21 protein-coding genes are annotated in these 23,746 nt (G+C 63.8%); 18 read left to right on the forward strand and 3 right to left on the reverse strand.

Going from position 1 to position 23,746, the window contains the following annotated elements; translation table 11 throughout:
• Positions 1-66 precede the first annotated feature (66 nt).
• From M9890_03465 to M9890_03530, 14 genes are all read left to right on the forward strand, one after another.
• Complete coding sequence (locus M9890_03465) at positions 67-234, forward strand: hypothetical protein (GenBank protein MCO5176021.1); 168 nt, start codon at positions 67-69, stop codon at positions 232-234.
• A complete protein-coding gene (locus M9890_03470) occupies positions 231-1,946 on the forward strand; it encodes a penicillin-binding transpeptidase domain-containing protein (protein ID MCO5176022.1) in 1,716 nt (571 codons plus the stop codon). Before M9890_03465 ends, M9890_03470 begins: the two co-directional genes overlap by 4 nt.
• Entirely contained in the window at positions 1,943-3,340 is a 1,398-nt protein-coding gene (locus M9890_03475) for a UDP-N-acetylmuramoyl-tripeptide--D-alanyl-D-alanine ligase (GenBank protein MCO5176023.1), read from the forward strand. Before M9890_03470 ends, M9890_03475 begins: the two co-directional genes overlap by 4 nt.
• A complete protein-coding gene (gene mraY, locus M9890_03480; protein ID MCO5176024.1) occupies positions 3,337-4,395 on the forward strand; it encodes a phospho-N-acetylmuramoyl-pentapeptide-transferase in 1,059 nt (352 codons plus the stop codon). Before M9890_03475 ends, mraY begins: the two co-directional genes overlap by 4 nt.
• Positions 4,392-5,804 carry a UDP-N-acetylmuramoyl-L-alanine--D-glutamate ligase gene (murD, locus tag M9890_03485; protein MCO5176025.1) on the forward strand — a complete coding sequence of 471 codons (1,413 nt, stop codon included), beginning with the start codon at positions 4,392-4,394 and terminating at the stop codon, positions 5,802-5,804. Before mraY ends, murD begins: the two co-directional genes overlap by 4 nt.
• Positions 5,801-7,141, forward strand: a complete 1,341-nt coding sequence (gene ftsW, locus M9890_03490; GenBank protein ID MCO5176026.1) for a putative lipid II flippase FtsW — start codon at positions 5,801-5,803, stop codon at positions 7,139-7,141. Before murD ends, ftsW begins: the two co-directional genes overlap by 4 nt.
• Entirely contained in the window at positions 7,138-8,538 is a 1,401-nt protein-coding gene (gene murC, locus M9890_03495) for a UDP-N-acetylmuramate--L-alanine ligase (protein ID MCO5176027.1), read from the forward strand. The genes ftsW and murC overlap by 4 nt, the downstream gene beginning before the upstream one ends.
• Before the next feature lie 50 nt (positions 8,539-8,588).
• Entirely contained in the window at positions 8,589-9,557 is a 969-nt protein-coding gene (murB, locus tag M9890_03500; protein ID MCO5176028.1) for a UDP-N-acetylmuramate dehydrogenase, read from the forward strand.
• Positions 9,554-10,684 (forward strand): D-alanine--D-alanine ligase, encoded by a 1,131-nt coding sequence (locus M9890_03505; GenBank protein ID MCO5176029.1) that lies wholly within the window; start codon positions 9,554-9,556, stop codon positions 10,682-10,684. The genes murB and M9890_03505 overlap by 4 nt, the downstream gene beginning before the upstream one ends.
• Positions 10,671-11,420 (forward strand): FtsQ-type POTRA domain-containing protein, encoded by a 750-nt coding sequence (locus M9890_03510; protein MCO5176030.1) that lies wholly within the window; start codon positions 10,671-10,673, stop codon positions 11,418-11,420. The genes M9890_03505 and M9890_03510 overlap by 14 nt, the downstream gene beginning before the upstream one ends.
• 135 nt (positions 11,421-11,555) lie before the next feature.
• Entirely contained in the window at positions 11,556-12,896 is a 1,341-nt protein-coding gene (gene ftsA / locus M9890_03515) for a cell division protein FtsA (protein MCO5176031.1), read from the forward strand.
• Positions 12,897-12,977: 81 nt separating this feature from the next.
• The gene (gene ftsZ / locus M9890_03520) at positions 12,978-14,087 is read left to right on the forward strand and encodes a cell division protein FtsZ (GenBank protein MCO5176032.1); all 1,110 of its coding nucleotides are present in this window, start codon (positions 12,978-12,980) and stop codon (positions 14,085-14,087) included.
• 108 nt (positions 14,088-14,195) lie between these two features.
• Entirely contained in the window at positions 14,196-14,672 is a 477-nt protein-coding gene (nrdR, locus tag M9890_03525; GenBank protein MCO5176033.1) for a transcriptional regulator NrdR, read from the forward strand.
• 680 nt (positions 14,673-15,352) lie between these two features.
• On the forward strand, positions 15,353-16,408 hold the full coding sequence (locus M9890_03530; GenBank protein ID MCO5176034.1) for a hypothetical protein: 1,056 nt from the start codon (positions 15,353-15,355) through the stop codon (positions 16,406-16,408).
• A 64-nt stretch (positions 16,409-16,472) separates the two neighbouring features.
• On the opposite strand, the gene trxA is transcribed toward M9890_03530, so the two are convergent.
• The gene (trxA, locus tag M9890_03535) at positions 16,473-16,796 is read right to left on the reverse strand and encodes a thioredoxin (protein ID MCO5176035.1); all 324 of its coding nucleotides are present in this window, start codon (positions 16,794-16,796) and stop codon (positions 16,473-16,475) included.
• A 110-nt stretch (positions 16,797-16,906) separates the two neighbouring features.
• Between trxA and M9890_03540 the strand changes: the two genes are divergently transcribed.
• Genes M9890_03540 through M9890_03550 form a run of 3 tightly spaced genes read left to right on the forward strand, consistent with a single transcriptional unit; the run spans position 16,907 to position 19,822 of the window.
• On the forward strand, positions 16,907-18,091 hold the full coding sequence (locus tag M9890_03540; GenBank protein ID MCO5176036.1) for a glycosyltransferase family 4 protein: 1,185 nt from the start codon (positions 16,907-16,909) through the stop codon (positions 18,089-18,091).
• The gene (locus tag M9890_03545; protein MCO5176037.1) at positions 18,079-19,260 is read left to right on the forward strand and encodes a glycosyltransferase family 4 protein; all 1,182 of its coding nucleotides are present in this window, start codon (positions 18,079-18,081) and stop codon (positions 19,258-19,260) included. Before M9890_03540 ends, M9890_03545 begins: the two co-directional genes overlap by 13 nt.
• Positions 19,250-19,822: a flavin reductase family protein gene (locus tag M9890_03550; protein ID MCO5176038.1), complete on the forward strand. Its 573-nt coding sequence runs from the start codon at positions 19,250-19,252 to the stop codon at positions 19,820-19,822. Before M9890_03545 ends, M9890_03550 begins: the two co-directional genes overlap by 11 nt.
• A gap of 13 nt (positions 19,823-19,835) precedes the next feature.
• Here the strand turns inward: M9890_03550 and M9890_03555 are convergent, their stop codons facing one another.
• Both M9890_03555 and M9890_03560 read right to left on the reverse strand, forming a co-directional pair.
• Complete coding sequence (locus M9890_03555; protein ID MCO5176039.1) at positions 19,836-22,769, reverse strand: DEAD/DEAH box helicase; 2,934 nt, start codon at positions 22,767-22,769, stop codon at positions 19,836-19,838.
• Positions 22,770-23,018: 249 nt separating this feature from the next.
• The gene (locus M9890_03560) at positions 23,019-23,384 is read right to left on the reverse strand and encodes a nitroreductase/quinone reductase family protein (protein MCO5176040.1); all 366 of its coding nucleotides are present in this window, start codon (positions 23,382-23,384) and stop codon (positions 23,019-23,021) included.
• 165 nt (positions 23,385-23,549) lie between these two features.
• Between M9890_03560 and M9890_03565 the strand changes: the two genes are divergently transcribed.
• The coding region (locus tag M9890_03565; protein MCO5176041.1) for a hypothetical protein at positions 23,550-23,746 on the forward strand (197 nt) is incomplete at its 3' end.

A 23,746-nucleotide genomic window follows, 5' to 3' on the forward strand; every position in this document is an offset into this window, starting at 1 on the left:
CCTGTCAGTCGCCCAGCGCGACAGTCGCTGCCCACGATTGAACAGATCGCCCGCGACCAGCTAGATATGCAGCCGATGGATGCGCACGTCTACCTGACCGTCCCGGCACCAGCGACCGAGCAGCTTGCGCTGCCGTCTCCGCAGGAGGGTCGCACGCGCTCGTTGGCAGAACGCATTCTGGATCGCCTGACCGGCGAGGCCGAGGCCAATCATCCAGTGGAGGGTGCGCCATGAATCAACACGCGGCGCCACACAACCGGATCACGATCCTGTTCATCGTCTTCATGCTGCTGATGGTCCTGATCGGCTATCGAGTCGTCGCCGTCCAGGTCGTGCGATCGAGCGAATACAGCCAGTGGGCGGTCTCCGAGCGGATGCAGGAGGACATCGTCCCAGCGCGGCGCGGCGAGATCTATGACAGTCGCGGCGTTCGGCTGGCGACCAACGTCCCGGCGGTGCGGGTGTCGGCAATTGTCGATCAGATCGTCGATCGCAATGCTGCGTCCGCGCAGCTTGCGCCGCTGATCGGGCGTTCTGCGGCCGATATTCTGGATGCGCTGAACCAGCCCGGGATTGAGTGGGTCGTGCTCGCGCGCCATCTCGCGCCCGAGGTGGGCGATCAGATTACCAACCTCGCCCTTGCCGGTATCGTGCTGGATTCCGAGCCGAGCCGCGTCTACCCGTTCGGCGATTTCGCCTCGCAACTGCTCGGCTTCACCAATGATGCGCTGGTCGGGAACTATGGTGTAGAGGGTGAGTACGATTCACTGCTGGCCGGAGAGCCGGGCGAGCTTGTTGGAGAGCGCGACGGCGAAGGCAACGTCATCGCGGTGACCGAATCGACCTGGAACCCACCGGTTGATGGCTCGGATGTGACGCTGACCATTGATAGTGCCGTACAGGAAACGATCGAGCGCATTCTGCAGGACACGATCAAGGAACAGCGCGCGATCGGCGGGACGATCATTGTCCAGGATCCGAATACCGGCGCGATTCTCGGGATGGCCAGCGAGCCGGGCTACGATCCAAACGACTTCGCCGATGTCTCGAATCCATCGACCTATCTGAACCCGGCGATCTCGGCCGTCTACGAGCCAGGCTCGACGTTCAAGTCGGTCGTGATGTCGATCGGCATTGACTCCGGCGCGGTGACGCCGGAAACCACGCATAACGACGAGCCGGGCTATCTGGAATTGCCCGACGGCAGCCGGATCACGAACTTCGAGGGCGTCGTCTGGGGCACCGAGACGATGACGCAAGTTCTCCAGCGCTCGGCCAACCTCGGCGCGATCTTCGTGGCCGACAAGATCGGGCGCGAGAAGTTCTATGAGGGCTTGCAGGCGTTCGGGTTTGGCACACCAACTGGAGTCGATCTGCAGGGCGAGGAGCAGGGCATCCTGACGTTGCCCGGCGAAAGCGGCTGGAACGATGCGCTCTACGCGACCAACGCCTTCGGCCAAGGCATCGCCTGCACGCCGTTGCAACTGGTGAACGCTGTCTCGGCGATCGTCAATGGCGGCAAGCTGATGCAGCCGTACGTCGTCGCGCAGGTTCATTCGGACGATGGCACGACGGTTACTCAGCCGACGGTCGTGCGGCAGGTCATTTCAGAACAGTCATCGTCAACGATGCGGACAATGCTCGAAGATGTCGTTGACAATCCCGATAGCCTCTATCCATCCGTCCCCGGTTATCGAATCGGGGCCAAGACCGGCACGGCGCAGATTCCTTCGCCGGCAGGTGGCTATATTGATGGCGCAACGATCGCGTCGATTGTCGGCTTCGGGCCGGTCGAGAATCCTCAGTTCAGCGTGCTGGTCAAGATCGACTGGCCGAAAGAGGAGGGCACTGGCCTGGAAGTCAGCGGACCGGTCTTGCAGAAGGTATTCGAGCAGCTGTTCCTGCTGTACGGGATTCCACCCGATGATCTGGAGGCGGCACCGTGATTCGCGTCCATGACATCCTGGCTGGGACGGGCGGGCGCATGTTTGGCAGCATCTCGCGCAACGATCTGCTAAACCGCGTGGTCCACGACTCGCGTGATGTCGGTGAAGGTGATCTGTTTGTCGCGCTGCAGGGCGAGCGCGTGGATGCCCATCGCTTCGTGCCGGATGCGCTGGAGGCCGGAGCCGGGGCAGTGATGGTGAACGAGGAGTGGTTTCGCCGCTTCGACCTCGGCGATCTGCCGGTTATCGTCGTGCCGGACACACTGGTTGCGCTGCAATCGCTAGCGAAATATTGGCGCACACTGTTCAGTGATACGCAGGTGATCGGTATCACCGGCAGCATCGGCAAGTCGAGCACCAAAGAGGTGTTGTCGGCGGTGCTGTCGCAGCGCTATCAGGTGACGCGCAGCCGCAAGAGCTACAACAACGAAGTCGGTCTGCCGATTTCGGTGCTGGAGATCACGCCCGACACCGACATATCCGTACTGGAGATGGGCGGTGCGTACGCATTCGGCGAGATCACCCAACTGGCAACGATCGCCCAGCCGACGATCGGCGTCGTGACGAACGTCTCGCACTCCCACCTGGGCCGGATGGGTTCGCTGGATGCCATCGCCCAGACCAAGACTGAGCTGGTCGAGGCGCTGCCGGCTGACGGCCTGGCCGTCCTCAACATCGACGATGAGCGCGTCCGCGCGATGGCCGAACACGCGTCCTGTCGGGTTGTCTACTACGGCATCGATCCGGAGGCTGAGTACTACGCGACCGATCTGGAGAGCCGTGGGATGGACGGTATCTCGTTCACCCTGCACCACGGCGAGGTCCAGAGCTACATCAGCGTGCCGCTGATGGGTCGCCACAGCGTCCACATGGCACTGGTCGGCATTGCGGTTGGCACTGAGCTTGGTCTCTCGCTGGCTGACATCTTGCGCGGTTTCCAGACGCCGGACATTCAGTTGAGGTTGCTGTTGCTGCCGGGCGTGAATGGCTCGACTGTGCTGGACGACAGCTACAACGCCAACCCGGCCTCCTGCGTGGCCGCGCTGAATCTGCTTGTCGAGCTGGATGCGACACGCCGTGTCGCCGTCTTCGGGGACATGTACGAGCTCGGCTCGTATGAGGAAGAGGGCCACCGGCTGGTTGGTGGGCGCGCGGCTGAGACGGTCGATGCGCTTTACACGATGGGGCCGCGGGCGCGGCTGATCGCCGCCGAGGCAGTGCGGGCGAAGCCCAACCTGCCGGTCGAAATGTTTGATGACAAGCGCGCGTTGGAAGACGCATTGCGTCGGGACCTGAAACCGGGGGATCTGGTCTTGATCAAGGGATCACGGGGATTGGAGCTGGAGACGCTGGTAGCAGCGCTCCGGACGGAAACGACTGGGGATTCGGATTGATAACGCCGGCCTATGCGGTCGAGCTCTTCGACTCGCTTCGTCACGGGGTGGTCACGAACTCGTTGCTGCCGCTCGACCCACTCGACAATCTGGCCATCTCGCTGGGTCTCTCCGGTGTCGCCTTCATCATCGCGCTGGCGTTCGGCAGGCCGTACATCGATCTGTTGCGAGCGCGCGGGATCGGCAAGAAGATCCGGATTGATGGCCCGGAAGGGCACATGACCAAGACCGGCACGCCGACGATGGGAGGCGTGATCTTCATCGCGACCGTGATCGTGCTGACAATTGTGTTCAACCTCATCGGGCGGCTGTCCATGTTGTTGCCGCTTGGCGTGCTGACGTTCACCGCGGTGCTGGGCGGGATCGACGATCGGCTGAATCTGGTCGGCGGGCAGTCCACCGGACTGACGGCGCGGTTCAAGATGGTGTGGTTGCTGCTGTTCGCGGCGGTCAGTTCCCTGGTGCTCTATTTCCCGCTCGGATTGCACAGCATCTATATCCCGTTCATCGGGCAGTACAACATCGGCCTGCTCTACATTCCAATCGCGCTGTTCAGTATTTCCGGGACGGCGAACGCGGTGAACCTGACCGATGGGCTGGATACGCTGGCGGGCGGCACGGCAGCGGTGGCATTCACGGCCTACGGCATCATCGCCTTCCTGCAGGGGCAGGTACAGGTCGTCACCTTCTGCTTCACGATGGTTGGCGCGCTCTTCGGCTTCTTGTGGTTCAACGCGCACCCGGCGCAGGTCATTATGGGTGACTGTGGCGCGCTGGCGCTCGGCGCGTCGCTGGCGACAGTCGCGTTCATGACCGGGCAGTGGCTGTTGCTGCCGATTGTCGGAGCCGTGTTCGTCGCCGAGACGACGTCAGTCATGTTGCAGGTGGCGTGGTTCAAGCGCACCGGCGGTAAACGCCTGTTCAGGATGACACCGCTCCATCATCACTTCGAGCTGCTCGGCTGGAGTGAGACGCAGGTAACCTTGCGCTTCTGGCTGGCCGGCATGATGGCCGGACTGCTCGGTGTCGCGCTGGCGGTCGGGGGACCGGCATGAACGCCGCCCCGCTTGCCCTGCGCGGCAAGCGCGTCCTGCTGATCGGCCTTGGCGCACGCAAAGGCGGGGTCGGGGTCGCGCGGTATCTGATCGGGCAGGGCGCTGAGGTCCGCGTGACCGATCTGCGCAGCGCCGAACAGTTGGCCGCCTCGCTGGCCGATCTGGATGGCCTGCCGATCGGCTGGACGCTTGGTGAGCATCGCGAAGAGGACATCGACTGGGCCGACATCGTCGTGCGCAATCCGGCTGTCCCGGCGTCGTCACCGTGGCTGGCCCGTGCGCGCGACCAGGGCAAGCCGGTCGAGATGGAGATGACGCTCTTTTTCCGCGCCTGCCCAGCGCCGATCATCGGCGTCACCGGCACGAAGGGTAAGACGACGACGACGACGTTGCTGCACGCCATGCTGCGCGAGCATTGGCCAGAGGCGGTGCTGGCCGGCAATATGGGCGTCTCGGCACTGGCGCAACTGCCCGATCTGCGTGCCGAAGTGCCGATCACGTTGGAGCTGTCGTCGTTCCAGCTCGAAGGACTGGACGAGCACCATCTCGCCCCGCACGTGGCCGTGCTGACCAATATCGCGCCCGATCATCTTGATCGCTACGACAGCTTCGATGAGTACGCCGCGACGAAAGCGACGATCTTCCGCTGGCAAACGCCGCGTGTGGACTTCGCCGTCTACGATCCGGGCGATCCACTGGTGAAGATGCTGACCAACGCTGCGCCTGGGCAGTGGGTGCTATTCGGCAGCGGCTACCGCCCCGGTCTCCATCCGGACGTGTGGGTCGAGGATGGCGAGTTTTGGGCTGCCTGGACTAACGAGCCGGTGAGTCTGGGTCCTGTCGATGCACTACAGGTCCCCGGCGAGCACGCGCAGCGCAATGCACTCGCTGCAGCGGCGGCAGCGCTGGCCGTCGGCGTGTCGGAAGCAGAGATCCGCCGAGCAATAGCTGGCTTCACCGGAGTTGCCCATCGGCTTGAGCCTGTCGCCACGATCGATGGCGTGGCCTGGGTCAACGACAGCGCGGCGACTGCGCCATCGGCGGCTGTTGCCGCGCTGCGTGCCTATGCGGGGCGCGGCATCGTCGCGATCTCCGGTGGCTATGACAAGCTCCTGGCGATGGACGATGTCGCTGACGAGCTCGCTCGCTCTGCACGGGCTGTCGTGCTGCTGGATGGCACGGTCACGCCGCAGCTTACGAAGCTGCTGGCGGCGCGAGGTGTCGAGCCGGTTGGCGAACCGGCGATGTCGATGGATGAGGCGGTCGAACGCGCGGCGTCCCTGGCTCGTCCAGGCGACGTCGTTTTGCTGTCACCGGGATGCGCGAGCTTTGGGCTGTTCCGCGATGAGTTCCATCGCGGCGATGCCTTTCGTGAGGCTGTCGAGCGGCTGGCTGAGGACGCGTCATGATGCGATGGCGTGCTCGGCAACAGCCGAAGACGAGTGTTCGCTATCATGATCCTGACTGGTGGCTCTTCGCCATTCTGCTGACGCTGGTGATGTTCGGCACGGTCATGATCTTCTCGGCTACCTTCCCGGAGACCGTCGGCGATGTCGGACTCAGTCAGTACAGCGGCCTGATACGCCAGCTTATCTACGTGCTGGTCGGCACAGCCGGGCTGTTGGTGGCGATGCAGGTGGATTACCACCGCTACGCGCGCTGGGCGGTGCATGGCATGGCGGCGGTGCTGCTGGTGCTGGCGGCGCTGGTGCTGATCCCTGGGGTCGGCACTGAGGTGTATGGGGCGAAGGCGTGGATCTTCGTTGGACCGATCTCAATCCAGCCGAGTGAGGTCGCCAAGTTGGCCATGATTCTCTACATGGCTGCCTGGTTCGCCGGCAAGGGCGGCAAGGTTCGCTCGGTGTCGTCGGGGCTGGCGCAGTTCTGCGTCGTCATGGGTTTGCTGATCGGGCTGTTGATGCTGGAGCCGGACCTCGGCACTGCATCGCTCGTGGCGACGATCGGCGTAGCGATGTTCTTCGTGGCCGGTGCAGCGCCAGTGCAATTTGCCGGGCTGCTGATTGTCGGTGCCATCGGCTTCCTGACGATGGCGCTGAGCGCGTCATACCGGCGCGACCGTCTGCTGCTGTTCCTCAATCCGGACTCTGACCTGAAGAATCTGGGCTGGCAGCTCTATCAGGCGCGCCTGGCGCTCGGTTCCGGCGGCCTGTTCGGTGTTGGTCTGGGAGCGAGCCGCCAGAAGTTTTCGTGGCTGCCCGCCGCACACAACGACGCGATCTTCGCCGTCATCGGCGAGGAGCTCGGGCTGATCGGCTGCGCGGTTGTCGTCGGGCTCTTCGTGGCGCTGGGCTATCACGGCTACCGGATCGCGATGCGCGCGCCGGACACGTTCGGGACGCTGGTTGCGGTCGGCATTACAACCTGGCTGGTCTTCCAGGCGGCCTACAACATCGGCGGCGTGACGCTGGCGATCCCGTTCACCGGCATCCCACTGCCGTTCATTTCGGCAGGCGGCTCGTCACTTGTCGTGGCCATGACTGCCACCGGCATCCTGCTCAACATATCGAGACAGACGCTATCCGAGGCCGAGATGCGTCCGAGAGTGGTCGCTGTAGCTCAGCCAGTCGCGAATGTCCCAACGCCACCGACGCCGCAACCGCGTCGGCAGCATCCCGCACCGGCGCACTATCGCCGGGCGCGACGCACGACCAGTGTTGAGCGGCGACCGATAGAGGCGCGACCGCAACGGACGCAGGAGCGAGATTGGCCGGAGCCGTGGGAATGAGTCAGCGCGGACCATACGATCTGCACGACGTTCAGTTGCCCGATCCACCGGCGCACGTCCATATGGTCGGCATCGGCGGGGTGGGTGTCAGCGGGCTGGCGCGCATGCTCGTCCGTCGTGGCTACTCGGTGTCCGGCTCCGATATCAACGACTCGCCGATCGTTCGCGACTTGCGTGCCGAGGGGATACCTGTCGCAATCGGGCACGCCGCCGAGAATGTCGGTGACGCTGATCTGGTTGTCATCACCGCAGCGCTAAAGCCGGATAATCCCGAACTGGTTGAGGCGGAGCGACATGGCATCCACGTCGTCAAACGTGCAGCAGTGCTGGGGTTGCTGGCGAATCCGGCTGTGTGTCTGGCCGTGGCGGGGTCGCACGGAAAGTCGACGACGTCCGGCATGGCTGCACTGGCGCTCGATCGCGCCGGCGTGCAGCCGTCGTTCGCCGTTGGTGCGACGGTGCGGGAGCTCGGCACGAACGCGCGACTGAGCGATGGACAGCATATCGTCGTCGAGGCTGATGAGTACGATTACTCGTTCCTCTGGCTGCGCCCGCGTGTCGCGATCATCACCAACATCGAGCACGACCACCCCGACATCTTCGCTGACCTCGTCCAGATCCTCGATGCGTTCGCTCGATTTGCGGACGGCATCGCACCCAACGGTACGGTGGTGCTTTCAGCCGAGGACGAAGGCTGTCGGGCGCTCCTGAAACGCATCGATCGCGACGCCTTCGCGCCCAGAATCGTGACATTTGGCGAGTCGGTTGGCGATTGGCGACTGAACACTGGAGCGGATGTTTCGACAGCGGTGTCGCCGTCCGGACAGGTGTTCGAGTTGCGGCTGTCTGTGCCAGGTAGGCACAATCTGTTGAATGCGCTGGCGGTCCTGGCGTCTGCCGAGGGGCTTGGGCTGGAGCCGGATGCGCTGCTGGCGGGGCTGGCTGAGTTTGGCGGCGTCAGTCGTCGGTTCGAGGTGTGCCGGGACGACGAAATCGCGGTTGTGAGCGACTACGCGCACCACCCGACCGAGATTGCGGCGACGATTGCGGCGGCGCGCGAACGCTTTCCAGATCGACGTATTGTCGCCGTCTTTCAGCCGCACACCTATTCGCGGACGCGCGCCTTGCTGGATGAGTTCGCCCACGCGCTCGACGCGGCTGATCAGGTGGTGCTGGCTGACATCTATCGAGCCAGAGAGGTTGATTCGCTCGGCGTCTCGTCGGGCGACATTGCGGCCAGGATGACGGCAGCGGTGCAAGTGGCGAGCGATCCAGCCGAGAGCGCGCAGGTGGTGCGCGAGATGCTGCGATCCGGAGATGTCGTGCTGGTCATGGGGGCCGGCGACATCTACCTGGCAGCCGAGACGCTGGCAGATACAGATACTTCACTCAACTGACCGGAGGATCACGCGACGCGACCTCTCCGGCGGAAGGCAGGCGAACGACAATGAGCGCACGAGGGCGAGTCAAGGGCGCCCCGCCGATAGAGGTGACCGAGGGCGACGTAACCATCGCGATCCAGCCGGAAGCACGCACCGACCTGTACAACACGTTCCGCGTCGGCGGGCCGGCGGATTACCTGGTCCGGGCCGGCAGCGCCGAGCAGATCGGGCTCGCCTTGCGCTGGGCTCGCGAGCGGTCGCTGCCGATCACGATCTTCGGTGGTGGCTCGAACATGCTGGTGAGTGACCGCGGCATACGCGGTCTGGTCATCGTCGTCCGCCGTCCTGGTAAGGACGCTGAAGCGGGCCTGGAAGTGGTACAGGAGACGGACAACGACGTTCTCGTCCGCGTGCCGGCCGCCGCGCCGTCCAACTGGTTCGGACGGACGGCAGCCGAGCGCGGCTGGGCCGGTCTGGCCTGGCTGGTGGGCCTGCCCGGCAACGTCGGCGGCGCTGTGGTCAACAACGCCGGTGCCCACGGCGGCGAGATCAAGGACTATCTCGTCTCGCTGCGGGTGGTCGGCGCAGACGGCGTACTGGTCGAGCACGATCGTGAGTGGCTCCAGCCGCGCTATCGCGGCACGCGCCTGAAATATCCCGAGGACGACGATGTCCTGGTCGTCGTTGACGCGACATTCCGCTTCGCGAAGGGCTCACCGAACGAGCTGACGCGCGAAGCTGACGAGTATGCCGACTACCGGCACCGGACGCAACCGACGGGCGCGTGTGCCGGATCGATCTTCAAGAACCCTGAAGGTGACTTCTCGGGTCGATTGATCGAGGCGGCTGGCTTGAAGGGCACGCGGGTTGGTGGTGCCACTGTCTCGACGAAGCACGCCAATTTCATCGTCAACGATGCGAAGGGTTCCGCCGCAGACATCGTCGAGCTGATCCGCGTTGTGCAGGCGGAAGTGCGGCGGCAGACCGGCGTGCAGCTCGACCCCGAGGTCGAGCGGATTGGAGACTGGACATGACCCAAGCCAGACGCGTTCGCGTCGGGGTTGTCTTCGGCGGTCGTTCGGGCGAGCACGACGTGTCACTGCGCTCGGCGCAGACGGTGATGGCGGCGCTTGAGGCTGCGGGACACGACGTTGTGCCGATCGGCGTCAGTCGCCAGGGGGCCTGGCTCACCAGTGGCGACCCGATGGGTGAGCTGCAAGCCCAGTCGCCACTGTTTGCGCTGCCCTCCGGCGAGCGGCAGCGCGGCTCGGTTCTCGATGAGGTCGAGAACCTGGCGCTGTCGGCGCAGAAATCTGGCGAAGTTGCCGTAATCCCGGCCAACGGCTGGGCCGGCAGCATCGACGTCATCTTCCCCGTTTTGCACGGGCCGATGGGCGAGGACGGCACCGTTCAGGGCCTCTTCGAGCTGGCTGGTCTGCCCTACGTCGGCGCGGGAGTGATGGCGTCTGCCGTAGCGATGGACAAGTCGGTCGCCAAGCAGATCATGGCGCAGTCCGGACTGCCGCAGGCACCGTGGCTGACGGTCCTGCGCAAGGAGTGGGCGCGTTTCCCGGATGCGGTCATCGCTGATGTTGAGCGTGAGCTGGGCTATCCCTGCTTCGTGAAGCCGGCGAACCTCGGGTCCAGCGTCGGCGTCTCGAAGGTCAACGACGTGAACGAGCTGGCCGCTGCGATGGCCGAAGCGGGTCGACACGATCGCAAGATCCTGATCGAGAAGGGCATCAACGCGCGCGAGCTAGAGGTGTCGGTGCTGGGCAATGACGAGCCAGTCGCCTCAGTCGTTGGCGAGGTCATCCCTGGCCACGACTTCTATGACTACGAAGATAAGTACGTTGACGATTCTTCGCAGCTTCTCATTCCCGCGCCGATCCCGGACGAGGTGTCCGAAGAAGTGCGCGGGTTGGCTGTTCGTGCGTTCAAAATGCTGGACTGCGCCGGTATGGCTCGCGTCGATTTCTTCCTCGAACGCGACACCATGCGGGTCCTGCTGAACGAGGTCAACACGATCCCCGGCTTTACCGGCATCAGCATGTACCCAAAGCTCTGGGAGGCGACCGGCGTGCCGATAGCGGATCTGGTGCGGCAGCTGGTTGATCTGGCAATCGAGCGCCATGAGGAGCAACGGGGTGGCGGTGCCTGAGCCGCAGCCTGCTGCGGCGATGCCCGGCGCACCGGTGCGTGAGCGCAGTCCGCAGCGCATCGGCATGTTGCGCAGTGGTCGGATTCCGGCTGCGGTCATCGTTGTCGCCTGCGGCATCCTGCTGTATGGCTTTCTGCTGTCGGGTGACTTCCTGGTGGCGTCGGTCGTGGTGCGCGGCGTGGAGCTGGGTGATCCGGCCGAGGTCGCGACGACTGCGGATGCCATCGGTGAGCCGATCTTCAGCATTGATGCCGGGGCGGCGGCGGACCGTGTTGCGCTGCTGCCGTATGTTGAGCACGTCAGCGTCCGGACGAGCTTTCCAGACAAGGTCACGATTGCCGTTATCGAACGCCAGCCGGTCGTCGCCTGGAAGACAGGCGACAGCATCGCGCTGATCGATCAGCGCGGTCATGTCCTGACCGACAGTCGACCGCTCCCCGATGGTTTGCCCAGCGTCATCAACGAGCTGGAAGCACCGAGCGTGGGGCAGACGCTCGATCCAGCGATTGTCGCGTCCGTCATTGCCGCTGCCGATACGCTTGGTGAGGTTGCCGATGCGTTGCGCTGGACGACCGACGACGGCCTGGTCGCTGCCTTGCGCGACGATCGCCAGGTCATCTTCGGCTCGCCGGATCGTATGCCGATGAAGCTCGCCGTCTATCAGACCGTTGCAGCCGGTGGGTCGGTCTGGGAAGTCCTGGACTTGCGCGAACCGGACCGTCCGTACTATAAGTAGGGACAGTGTACGTACAGTGTGGTACGATGGTATCAGGCGGCTCTGTACGAGGAATGGTGATGGGCATCATCGTCATGTGACGAAGGGAACGCATTTGCCCGTGCCGCGAAACGAGGAACGACCGGAGTAGCAGCCGTGCCTGACCAGTTTATCGTCGGTATCGACATCGGCTCGAGCAAGCTCTGCTCGGCCGTGGCGCTCCGCGATCCGGAGGGCGGGGTGCGGTACGTCGGCCATGGCAGTACCGCGTCCGGTGGATTGCGTGCCGGTGAAGTATCCGACCCCGAGTCCCTTGGCGCAGCATTGCGTCGCGCCGTTGAAGAGGCGCGCTATCTCATTGGCGTCAATGTTGAGGATGTCGTCGCAACGATTGCTGGCGCTCGCATCCAGACGCTTGAGCGCATGGGCGGCGTCGACATCGACGGCAGCCGACCAGTTGCGGCACGCGATATTCGGCGTGCGCTGGACGATGCGCGCGGTCGTGATCCGGACGGCATGGCGACGATCCATCGGGTCGTGCGCGCGTTTGCTGTTGATGGCGAGCCGGTTGACGATCCGTCTGGACGCTACGGTCGGCGGCTGGATGTCTGGACGCGCGACTTCGCGGTGCAGACCGTAATCACCGAGGGGCTGCGTCGAGCTGCAGATCTCGCTGGCATTCGCGTGCATACGCTCGTGCCGACTGGCGTTGCTGTTGCCGCCGCCGTGACATCCCAGACGGAGCGTGACGCCGGGATCGCCGTCGTCGATATCGGCAGCGCGACGACGGATATTGCTGCCTATCTCGGTGGTGAGCTGCAGCACCTGGTCTCGTTCCCGCTCGGTGGCCACCACATCACCGCCGATGTTGCCTCGATTCTGGAGATCCCGATTGAGGAGGCCGACCGGCTGAAGATTGAGCACGGCGCGATCAGCGAAGACGTTGACGAAGAGCTGATCGACTGGTCGCCGCGCACGATCGCCGCGCTGCAACGGCAGGCGAAGTACGGCAATCTGCCTGGCTCAGCGGTGCGGTCGATCACTGCCGCCCGGACGGTGCAGATCATCGATCAGGTCAAGGCGACGCTCGACGATCTGGACGACACACGGCGCTTGCGGGCCGGTGTTGTGCTGACCGGCGGTACGGCGCAGTTGACCGGCATCGTCGATATCACGCGGGCGATTATGGGGACGGCCGTGCGTGAGGGGCACGTGCTCCCGGGTGGCGGCTTCCCCAGTATTGGGGATCCCGGCGTCAGCTCTGCGGTCGGCCTGATCCGCTACGTGACTGGCAGATCGGTAGGGATGTCGCCGACGCGGCAACGGAGCCCGGCGACGGCCGGCATCGTGCATCCGCTGGTAATGAATCCGCTCGCTGGAGGCGCTACAATTGACGTAACGCGCCGACAGCGAACACGGCAACCGAACCAGCGGGGCTGGGGCACGATTGTGAAGGGCTGGGTGCGAGAGTTTATTCCGGTCAGTCCGGCCGACTAACACCACATCAAGCCGGCGCCAGGTGCGCCAACTGGATTGTGACCTGACCGAATGCGGCAGGGTAGCCCGGAGGGAAAGCGCATGTTTGACGGGCACGAGGACGAATACGCAGCGAATTTCGCGAGGATTAAGGTTGTAGGCGTCGGCGGCGGTGGTGGCAACGCCGTTAACCGCATGATCGAATCCGCAGTTGATGGCGTCGAGTTCGTCGCGATTAACACCGACGCGCAGATGCTGATCAACTCCAACGCGCCGATCACGCTGCGCATTGGCGACAAGCTCACGAAGGGGCTTGGCGCTGGCGGGCGGCCTGAGGTCGGCGAGCGCGCAGCCGAAGAGAGCATGGAGACGCTGGCCGAGGTCATTCGCGGCGCAGACATGGTCTTCATCACCGCCGGTATGGGCGGTGGCACCGGTAGTGGCGCATCACCGATCGTAGCCAAACTCGCTCGCGAGTCCGGCGCACTGACGGTTGGCGTCGTGACCAAGCCGTTCGACTTCGAGGGTGCGAAGCGCCGTCGGGTCGCGGATGAGTCGATCGCTACGCTGCGCGAGCATGTCGATGCGTTGATCACGATTCCGAACCAGCGCCTGATGCAGATGGTCGATCCGAAGACGCCCTTCTCGGAAGCCTTCCGCATCGCCGATGACGTGCTGCGGCAAGGTATCCAGGGCATCTCCGACCTGATCGTGAAGCCGGGCATGATTAACCTCGACTTCGCCGACGTCAAGACGATCATGCGTGACGCGGGTTCGGCGCTGATGGCGATCGGCCACGGCGGCGGTGACAGCCGCACCACCGATGCTGCCCGGATGGCGATCGAGAGCCCGCTGCTGGAGATGAGCATCGACGGCGCAACCGGCGTGCTCTACAACATCGCCGCCAGCAGTGACCTGACGATCTCCGAGGTTGGCGAGGCGGCCGAGATCATCCGGCAGGCAGCAGACGACGACGCCGAAATCATCTTCGGTACGTCGATCGACGAGTCGCTAGGCCGCGATGTGACGATTACACTGATCGCGACCGGCTTCCAGGGAGCGCGACCGACGCGCCAGCGACCGCGCGAGGAGCGTTCCGAGCGCCGCTCGCAGCGAGCTCTGGAAGGCAGCGCGCCGCCACGAACGCCGGTGCTGCCGGACGACGAGTGGGCCGAGCCTGCTATTCTGCGATTCCTGCGCGAGCGCCAGTAGGCTCGTTCGCGCGACGACGCGATGATATGAAGCGGACTGGAGCGTGGCGATGATTGAGATCGCGATGATCTGGTTCGCTTCTTTCGTTATTCCCGGCGAGGGGGAGCAATGAAGTGTCCGTTCTGTGGCAAACCGGACTCGCGCGTTGTCGATTCACGCGATGTACGCGAAGGCGAGTCCGTCCGCCGTCGCCGGGAATGTGCTGTCTGCGGTCGGCGCTTCACGACCTACGAGAAGGTCGAGGCGCGCGAGTTGATCGTCGTCAAGCGCGACGGTCGCCGCGAGCCGTTTTCTCCACGTAAGCTCACCGACAAGCTGCTGATCGCGCTAACTAAGCGGCCAGTGCCGATGGAGTCGGTCGAGAGCATCGTCCGCGAGATCGAGACCGAGCTGCTCGACCGGAATGTCAGCGAGGTGTCGAGCACCGACATTGGCGAGCTGGTTCTGGCCAAGCTCAAGGAGCTCGACCACATCGCCTACATCCGCTTCGCCTCGGTCTACCGCGAGTTCCGCGACCTCGATGACTGGCGGCGCGAGATGGCGTCGCTCGACACGGCACGTGGGGCGGTGGATGAGTCGGCCTGACGGCCGACGCGCCCACGGCGGCCCGATAGGCAGTCGGATTGGGCACGACCGCCGCATCCATTCCCCAAATTCCTGATTCCCGATCCTATACGGATCAAGGAATCGGGAACTCAGGAACTTGGGGAACGACGCGATCCCGTGGTGCCGGACGACATCCCGGGTCGGTAGCCAACCTTTTGTCCTGTCATCTCGAGGCCGCAGCCGAGAGATCTCCCCCGGCCTCATACCGACGAGCGCAGCCTCGCCCCTGCCCCTTCCTCTGTCATCCTGAACGAAGTGAAGGATCCGCTCATCCCCGTCTGACAGCCTCAAACGAGTGGGAGATCTTTCGCTGCCGGGTGCCCTCCGGGCGACAGATGACAGGACAAATTGGTGGCTGCCGCCTTCAACGATCGGACAATCTGACGTTGACGACCCACTGAACGGAGTGAACGATCCGTTCCCCCGTCCGACCGCCGGGAGACTTCTCGCGTGCGCACTCGAAATGACAGGAAGCGGGGGCTGGTGCATAGCCGAAACGCAGCACCTACGAACTGGCTCATGCTCCTGAATGCCAGAATTCCCGATTTCTTGATTCCTATAGGATCGGGAATCAGGAATTTGCGTTTGTCAGTATTGGCGTCGCTGTGTCCGCGACCGTGTAGGATGTGGCGAAGAATCGGCCCTGCAGGAGGATGATGGTGGCTGGCGAACCGCTGAATGCATTGCACATCACGCGCACCGGACTCGCGCCGACGAAGGTTGAAGGTGGCTGGATCGAGATCGACAGGTCGATGTTCGCGGCAGCCGACGTTGTTGGTGGACAGATCAGGGTGCCCAACGGTTGGGATGTCGAGACGCTTGGTGATGGCACGTGGGGCATTCGGCCGACGCGCCTGCACGTGCGGCGGGGCGCTGACGTTGTGCTTGTAGATGCCGATGGCGTGACGCGGGATTCCATCCGCGTGCCTGTCACCTACAACCTGCGCAGCTCGTTTGAGATCAAGCGCCATGCGTTTGGCAAGCCGAATAGCGCCGCTGCACTCGGCACGATCGATCCAGACCGCCGAATCTTTGACGCGACCTATGCCTCGATGCCGCAGGCCCTGAAGAACATCCTGTTTCGTGGTCTCTATTCCGACATCGTCTTCATTCGTCCGGGCGCGCGGACGGGCGGGTTATGTACCGGCATGGCGCGCTGGGCGATTGCGCGTGGGCTGGGTCGCGAGCCGGAGCCGGTGAATGAGGCGGTTGCGCTGGAGCGCATCGTCGTCTTCCATGGGCGACAACTGTTCGATCGCGCGCTACTGGCGGCGGCGGGCTGGTTCTTCCGCGCCTCGCCGCGGGCGGCGTTCTATGCGGTGCGCGACGATCTGCTGCGCAGCGGCACGACGGACCGGGCGCTGGACATTGCGGTGCCGAAGCCGTGGCGGCGCGACGTGCTGCAAGCAGTCGTCGAGCAGGGCCATACGGTCGTTCCGTATCACCTTGTCCAGGAGAGCGATGACTATGGCTGGATCGCGGTCTACGATCCGAACCGGCCCGATCTGATCGATTCTGACGAGCCACGGATGATCGAATTCGACCTGCGTCGGGATCGCTATGCCTATGGCACGAAGGTGTCGTTCGATCAGGACAACGTCGGGATCGTCGCTGTCCGGCAGGATGTCTATATGGGGAAGCGATCGGCAGTTCTGGCGACGATTGGCTCGGCGCTAAAGTCGTTGCTGCGGGTGGGCGGCCGGCGAGACGGATGACGAAGATGCTGCCCGGACGAGCTCGTCCGGGCAGCAGTGCATCCGATGTGGTGCAGAAACGATCCTAGAGGTGCGGCTCGACCTTCTCGAGAATGCGTGGCTTCGGATAGGCACCGATGATCTTCTCGACCGGCTGGCCGTTCTTGTAGAGAATCATGGTCGGGATCGAGCTGATACCCAGCTGGGCCGCCATCTGGTTGTTCTCGTCAATGTTGACCTTGGCGATCTTCAGCTTGCCATCCTTCTCGGTCGCGATCTCTTCGAGAATCGGACCAACGATGCGGCAGGGGCCGCACCAGGATGCCCAGAAGTCGACAAGAACCGGCGTATCGGCGTTGATCACCTCTGTGTCGAACGTGGCATCGGTGACATCAACGGGCTTGGACATGAAATCAATCCTCCTGGTAATCTGATAGAGCGTCGCATGGGCGCTCAATGTATTCTAACGCAGCCCGGTTGTCAGCATTCCCAATAGCCCAATTGCTATACTCGCGTACTATGAGCGCCTCCTCGCGCGTTGGATTTGACGCGCTCTTCTTTGAGCAGCCAATGACCGGCGCTGGGCAGTACGCCACGCATCTGTGGCGGGCGCTGCGTGACATCCCCGGCGGCATTGAGCCAGTGCTCCTCGCGCCTTCTGACTGCGACCTCTCCGCACATACGATGCCGAGCGATGCAGTCGTCCGCGGGGCAATGCCGCGGCCTCGACTTCCTGGCAAGGCGCGCAAGCTGCTCTGGGAGCAGGTGGGCTTGCCATCTGCGACGCGGCAGGCGGATGTGCGGCTCGTGCATGTGCCGTATTTCTCCGCACCAATGCTGCAGCGAGTGCCGTATGTCGTGACTGTCCATGACGTGATTCCGCTCGTGTTGCCGGAATACGCCGGCTCGCGCCAGATGCGTAGCTACACGCGCCTGGTCAGCCGCGCGGTGCGCAATGCGGCGCTGATCCTGACCGACTCCGCCTATTCCAAATCCGACATCAGCGACCATCTGGGGATTGATCCCGAACGCATCCGCGTGACGCTGCTTGCCGCGCACGATGACATGCGTCCGGCGCAGACAGCCGCAGAGCAGGCGTCGGTCGATGAGGCGCTGACGCGGCTCGGTATTCGGCGGCCGTTCGTGCTGAACGTCGGCGGCTACGACATCCGCAAGCGTCTGCCGGAGCTTGTCAGAGGATTCGCGCGCGCGCTACCGTCGCTGCCGAGTGACTGCTCGCTCGTCATCACCGGCCGACCGCACACCGCAAATGCGCGTCTCAATCCGCCGCTGGACGGTCTGATTCGCGACCTGAGCCTGACCGACAGGGTGATTCAGACCGGCTTCGTCAGCGAGTCGGATAAGATCAACCTGTATCGCGCGTGTCATGTCTTCGCGTTCGTGTCTGCGTACGAGGGGTTCGGCCTCAATCCGCTGGAGGCGATGGCCTGTGGCGCACCGGTCATCTGCTCACGGATGACGAGCCTGCCGGAGGTTGTCGGCAACGCTGGATTGTTGATTGATCCGGAGTCGGAGGCGATCGGACGGGCGTTGATCACGGTGTTTGCCGACCCGGCGTTGCGCGCGGATCTGGCGGCGCGGTCGCTGCGGCAAGCGGCGAAGTTCTCGTGGGGGCGGACGGCCGCCCAGACAGTTGAGGCGTATCGCGAGGTTCTGGACGGGGGTAGCCAGTGCGCGTCCTGATGCTGTCCAAGGCGCTTGTCACCGGCGTGTATCAGAAGAAGCTGGAGGAGATGGCGACTGCGCCGGATCTGGAGCTACTGGTCGTCGTACCGCCGAAGTGGATCGAGGGGCGGGTCGGCACGCTGGAGCTGGATCGGCTGTTCACGACCGGATACGAGCTTGAGGTGCAGCGGATGAGATTCAACGGGCGCCATCATCTGCACTACTACCCGGATCTGAGTAAGGTCGTCGAGCGCTTTCAGCCGGAGCTGGTTCACATCGATGAGGAGCCGTACAACTTCGTTGCTGCGCAGGCGACGCGGCTGGCCAAACGGGCCGGTGCGAAGACGATCTTCTTCACCTGGCAGAATCTCTACCGTCGCTACCCACCGCCATTTCGGCTGTTCGAGCTGTACGCCTATCGCAACGCCGACGCTGCCATTGCCGGTAACGCCGACGCCGTTGATGTGCTGCGACGCAAGGGCTTTCGCAAGCCGGTCAAGATCATCCCGCAATTCGGCGTGGATCCGGACATCTTCTCGCCGCCGACCACGCCGCCGCCGAGTGATCAGCCGATCACGATCGGATACTACGGTCGGCTAGTGCCGGAGAAGGGCGTCGACACGCTGATCGACGCGATCGCGCTGCTGCCGCAGCATCCGCAACTCGTCATCGTCGGGGCCGGCGAGAGCCTGAACGACTTGAAGGAAAGAGCAGTGCAGCGCGGACTCGGGGACAGGGTGACGTTTCGCGGCACGATGCCGAGCGCGCAGATACCCGCATTCCTCCATGAGCTGGATATCGTTGTTGTTCCGTCGCTCACCAGGCCGAACTGGAAGGAACAGTTTGGGCGCGTCATCATCGAGGCGATGTCGTGCGGCGTGGCCGTCGTTGGCTCCGACTCTGGTGAGATTCCGAATGTCGTCGGCGATGCCGGGCTGATCTTCCCTGAGGGGGATGTCGCGGCGCTGACGACGCAGCTGGGACGCTTGCTCGCTGATCCCGCACTGCTCTCGCACTACTCCAGCGCCGGACGGCAGCGCGTGCTCGACAACTACACGCAACGGCAGGTCGCGGCGCGCACCGTCGCGCTCTATCGCGACGTACTGAAAGCCGGTATTCCGGAGCGCGATAGCGAGAATGCCGCCGATGCAGACGACATGTCGGGTGAATTAGCGCATGGCGAGTAAGGTCGAGCGCGAGGGGATGGACGCCTTGCGGTTGCTGCAGCCAGGGCCGCTGGCGCTGGTGACCAGTCGGTTTCGTTCGACTGACAACATCATGACGGCAGCCTGGCTCGCGCCACTGAGCTTCGATCCGCCGCTGGTTGGCGTCGCAATTCACTCCGGTCGGCTGACGCACGAGCTCGTCACTGGCAGCGAGTTCTTCGCGCTGAACATCCCGACGGCTGAGCTGCTCGTCGCAGTGCATCGCTGCGGAATGATGACTGGCCGCAATGGCGACAAGTTCGAGGCAGCCGGGTTGACGCCGGCAGATGCTCAGGCGATCGAATCACCACTCGTCGAGGAGTGCGTCGCGCACATCGAGTGCGGCGTCGTTGGCCGACACACGATTGGCGACCACGATCTGTTCATCGGCCAGCCACTGGCTGTGTCCGCTGCTGCCGAGGCGTTCGATGGACGCTGGTTGGTTGAAACCGACGCCGGTCAGGTACTGCACCACTTGCGCGCCGACTACTATGCGACGCTCTCACGCCCGTATCAGGCGCGGCTGGAGCTGGACGAGGAGTAGGTCGGGAGCCCGCTTACTCGGGGTCGTCGGGCGTATCGACGTTGTCGTCGATCTCGGTCGTTGTCTCCTCGTCCTCGATCGGCAGGAAGCCGAGAGCGAGCGACTGGGCAACGATGTCGCGGCGGACGAGGCGCTCGGCCTCGCGCAGCGTCTCGCGGATCGGATGTGTCGGGTCGACGTGCGACAACATCTCCCGCACCTGGCGCATCAGGTCGATCGTCTTGTTGAACGTCAGGACCATGTCGCCTTCCGACAGCGCGATCGTCTCGGTGATATCCGCCATCGTCGCGCCGTGGCACCATGCGCGCATTGCGCCGTAGAACCCGACGTTGTGGCCGTGCGAGATGAACAATCCGTTGCGACGTTCGGTGGCGAGGATCTGCTGCTCCATGTCTTCCAGACGGCGGCGCAGTAGGACGAGGTTGTTCGGCAGGCTGTAGTCGTTCGAAAAGCGCGAATCGCGATCGTAGGCGAACCACGAGAACACCTCGGCGGCATCGGCCGGGTCCAGCTTGTCCACCAGCCCACGGTCGATCATCTCGCAGACGACGAGGCCGTTTGAGTCGAACACGTCGGCCAGCAGGTCGGCCTTGGCCGTCGGGTAGCCGCGGTGCAGGTAGTTGAAGCGGTGCAGCACGTTGCGGATGCCGTTGATGATCCCGCGAATGCGCTCCAGCTCCGCCTCGCGCTCCTCGTGCAGTTGCGCCTCCACGTGGGCACGCTCGCGCACCAGCACATCGACGCGACGCATATTGTTCTGATGCTCCTTGCGTCGCGGGCAGGCGTGGCAGGGGTGCGTGTTGCGAGTCTCGTGCAGCTCGCCGATTTGATCCTGGATTGCGGCGATGTCGGCTTCCATTCGCACGTGTGCGCGCTCGTGGCGTTCGAGCACCGCCGCGCGGTAGGCAGCCAGCTCGGCGTCGAGATCGGGGAGCGGCAGTGTCTCCAGCTCCTCGCGCAGGCTGGCGAATGCCTCTGGATGCGTTGTTGTCACGTCTCCGACCGGCTCGGTAATCGCGGCCAACTCAGCCGGTACCTCGACGCGGTATTGCGGATCGGGCATGTAGTCGATGAAGCGGTACTCGCTGATCGGCTCGATCGCGCGATCGAAGAGGAACAGACCGATGCCGCCGGACGGTGGCCGCCCAAGGAAGACGCCCCAGCCCTGATCGCGCGTGTGGACAACCATGCCCGGCTCAGCCGTACGGAACACACGGCGCAGCGCCTGCCGCCCCGGCTGCGGCCACGGCGGCGCGTCCTCGATGGCGGCGAGGCTGCGCATGTCCTGCTGGACGCTGCGCTCCTTGCTGCGCAGCGCGTCGATCGAGTGGTTGAGTCCCCGATACTCGTCCAGCAGCTCATCGCCCGCGTCGAGGCCGATCAGGCAGCCCTGCGGCAGCTCCTGTATACGGGTGCCGAGATCGACGATGTCATCCTCAAGCTCGCGAACGCGCCCAGCGGCCTGAAATTGCGAGAGCGACTGGTGCAGCATCTGGCGGACTCGGTTGCCGTGTGGCGGGTCCCAGAGGTTCAGCACCGTGTTGTAGCGGATGGCGAACGACGAGATAACCGGGTGCAGCTCGCCGGTCGCGATTGTCATCATCTCGGTGAAGCGAATCCAGGGCGAGTGCGGGACGATGACGTTGCCTTTGGCATCCATGCCGCGTCGACCGGCGCGACCCGCCATCTGCTGGAACTCGTTCGGCGTGAGCTGGCGACGGCTGCGCCCGTCCCACTTGGTCATCCGACCAATCACGACCGAGCGGGCCGGCATGTTGACGCCCAGCGCCAGCGTGTCAGTGGCGAAGACGACCTGCATCAGCCCACGCCCGAACAGCACCTCGACTACCTGCTTCAGGATCGGCAGCAGTCCGGCGTGATGAAAGCCGACGCCCTGCGTCGCCAGGGCGATGATCGAGCGCACCTGCTCCAATTCGCGATCCTCGGGGCGCATCGAGCCGATGTGGGCGTCGATGACGGACTGAATCCGGGCGCGCGTTTCGTCGTCGCGCACGAGGTTCGAGCGCATCATCGCGAAGCGCTGGGCGTAGTTCTCGCAGTCGCGGCGGGAGAACAGGAAGTAGATGGCCGGCAGCATCTCCTTGGCCGCCATCGCCTGCAGGATCTCCCACGGCTGCGGCTCGTCGAGCTCCGCCTTGCGACGTTGCTCGGCGCTCAACCCACCGCGCTGCATGCGACGGCGCACTTCGCCGCCCGCCTTCGGGTACTCGGCGACGATATCGCCGTTGTGGTCGATGACTGGGCGCAGCTTCTTGTCGAGGTAGTAGGACAGCGCCAGCGGCACCGCGCGTTCGGTGTGGGTGATGAGGCGGATCGGTCGGTGTGTGCGCGAGATCCAGTCTGCGATCTCCCCGGCGTTTGAGACCGTTGCTGAGAGGCAGATGAGCTGGATGTGATCCGGGCAGAGGATGATCGCCTCTTCCCAGGTCGTGCCGCGCTCGGGGTCGGCGATGTAGTGAACCTCGTCGAAGATGACGCAATCGACCGACTCCAGGTCCCAGGGGGTCTGGATCAGCATGTTGCGCAGCACCTCGGTTGTCATAACCACGACTGGAGCGGTCGCATTCTCGGACACATCGCCGGTCAGCAAGCCGACGCGATCGCCATACCAGGCGCGCAGGTCGCGGAACTTCTGGTTCGAGAGCGCCTTGATCGGTGTGGTGTAGATCACGCGCCCGCCGCGCCGCGACGCCTCGTAGACGCCGAATTCGGCAATGACGGTCTTGCCCGTGCCGGTTGGCGCGGCGACCATGACCGACTCGCCGCCGAGGAATGTCTCGATCGCCTCACGCTGAAAGCCATCCAGCGGGAACGGATAGAGCGTCGCGAATTGCGCGATCGTCTCCTCGTAGTCGACTGCTGCGTCACTCGATTGTTGGGCGGTCGTTGTCATGTCCTCGGTACCGGCGCTGTTATCGAAGCTCATATCACCCTAAAGTTGCTGCGGCCAGGCTGGGCCACTGAGTGGGCCAGTGCGTTCGAGTATACGGGTTCGCGTCGTTATGGTTCGTTTTGGTGGCGCAATGGGGGTGGTGGACTGGGGGTGATACTGGAAACCGATGCGTTGGACTCAGTCGTGAGACGCAGCCCAACGCGGGAGAGCGCCCGACTGCTCGAACTGTGGGCACCTCCGGCTGCGGAATCCAGTGGGCCGCTGATTGTTTCGTTGTGGCGACTAGCCCTCGGTGAACGTCACTTCCACCAGCGGCGAACTTTCGACCCAGGCGTCGACTTCACTTGCGCGATCCCAGTTGGCAGTGAATGTTGTCAGGATCTTGCGGCGTTCGGCGGTGTTGGTGATTGGGCGGGCGCGGGCTGGCAGGTCGGCCTGGACATCCTTCTTCAGATGGAACGTGAAATCGGGGTCGGCGACGAGGTTGGCGTACCAGTCGCGGCGTCCGGGAAAGCCGGAGATGTAGACCGTGCCGTCGATGTTCTGGAAAGCGATCTCGATACGCGTTGGATTACCGCTCTTGCGACCGGTGGTGGTGATGTCGATCGTGTGGCCCTGTTGAAGCTGGGCGCGAATTTGATCGTTCAATGAGTGGCTCCTGTCTCAGTCCGATGAGTTGATCGCGACACGCGGACGGTTGCACGTCATATCAGTGAGCGAAGTGTTGCCCATTGCTGCACACGAAAGACTATGATTATCCATGTTCGCATACACGCGCACAATTCATCTGGCAGGCTCGTCAGAATCTTTCCTTTGAACATTCGGAGCATCGGCATCATCGCAGTTATCGGACTCCTCTTCGCTGCCTGTGGCTTGGCATCAGCTCAACGGGAAGCTGCCGTATCACCGGCATCAGTACGCTCCGATCTGATTGCACCGGGCATGGTTGCAACGACAGCTGCTGCGCTTGTTTACCTGCGCCAACGTGAGGCGATTCGGAGTGGCGAGTC

Source organism: Thermomicrobiales bacterium, assembly GCA_023954495.1.
Taxonomy (GTDB): Bacteria; Chloroflexota; Chloroflexia; order Thermomicrobiales; family CFX8; genus JAMLIA01.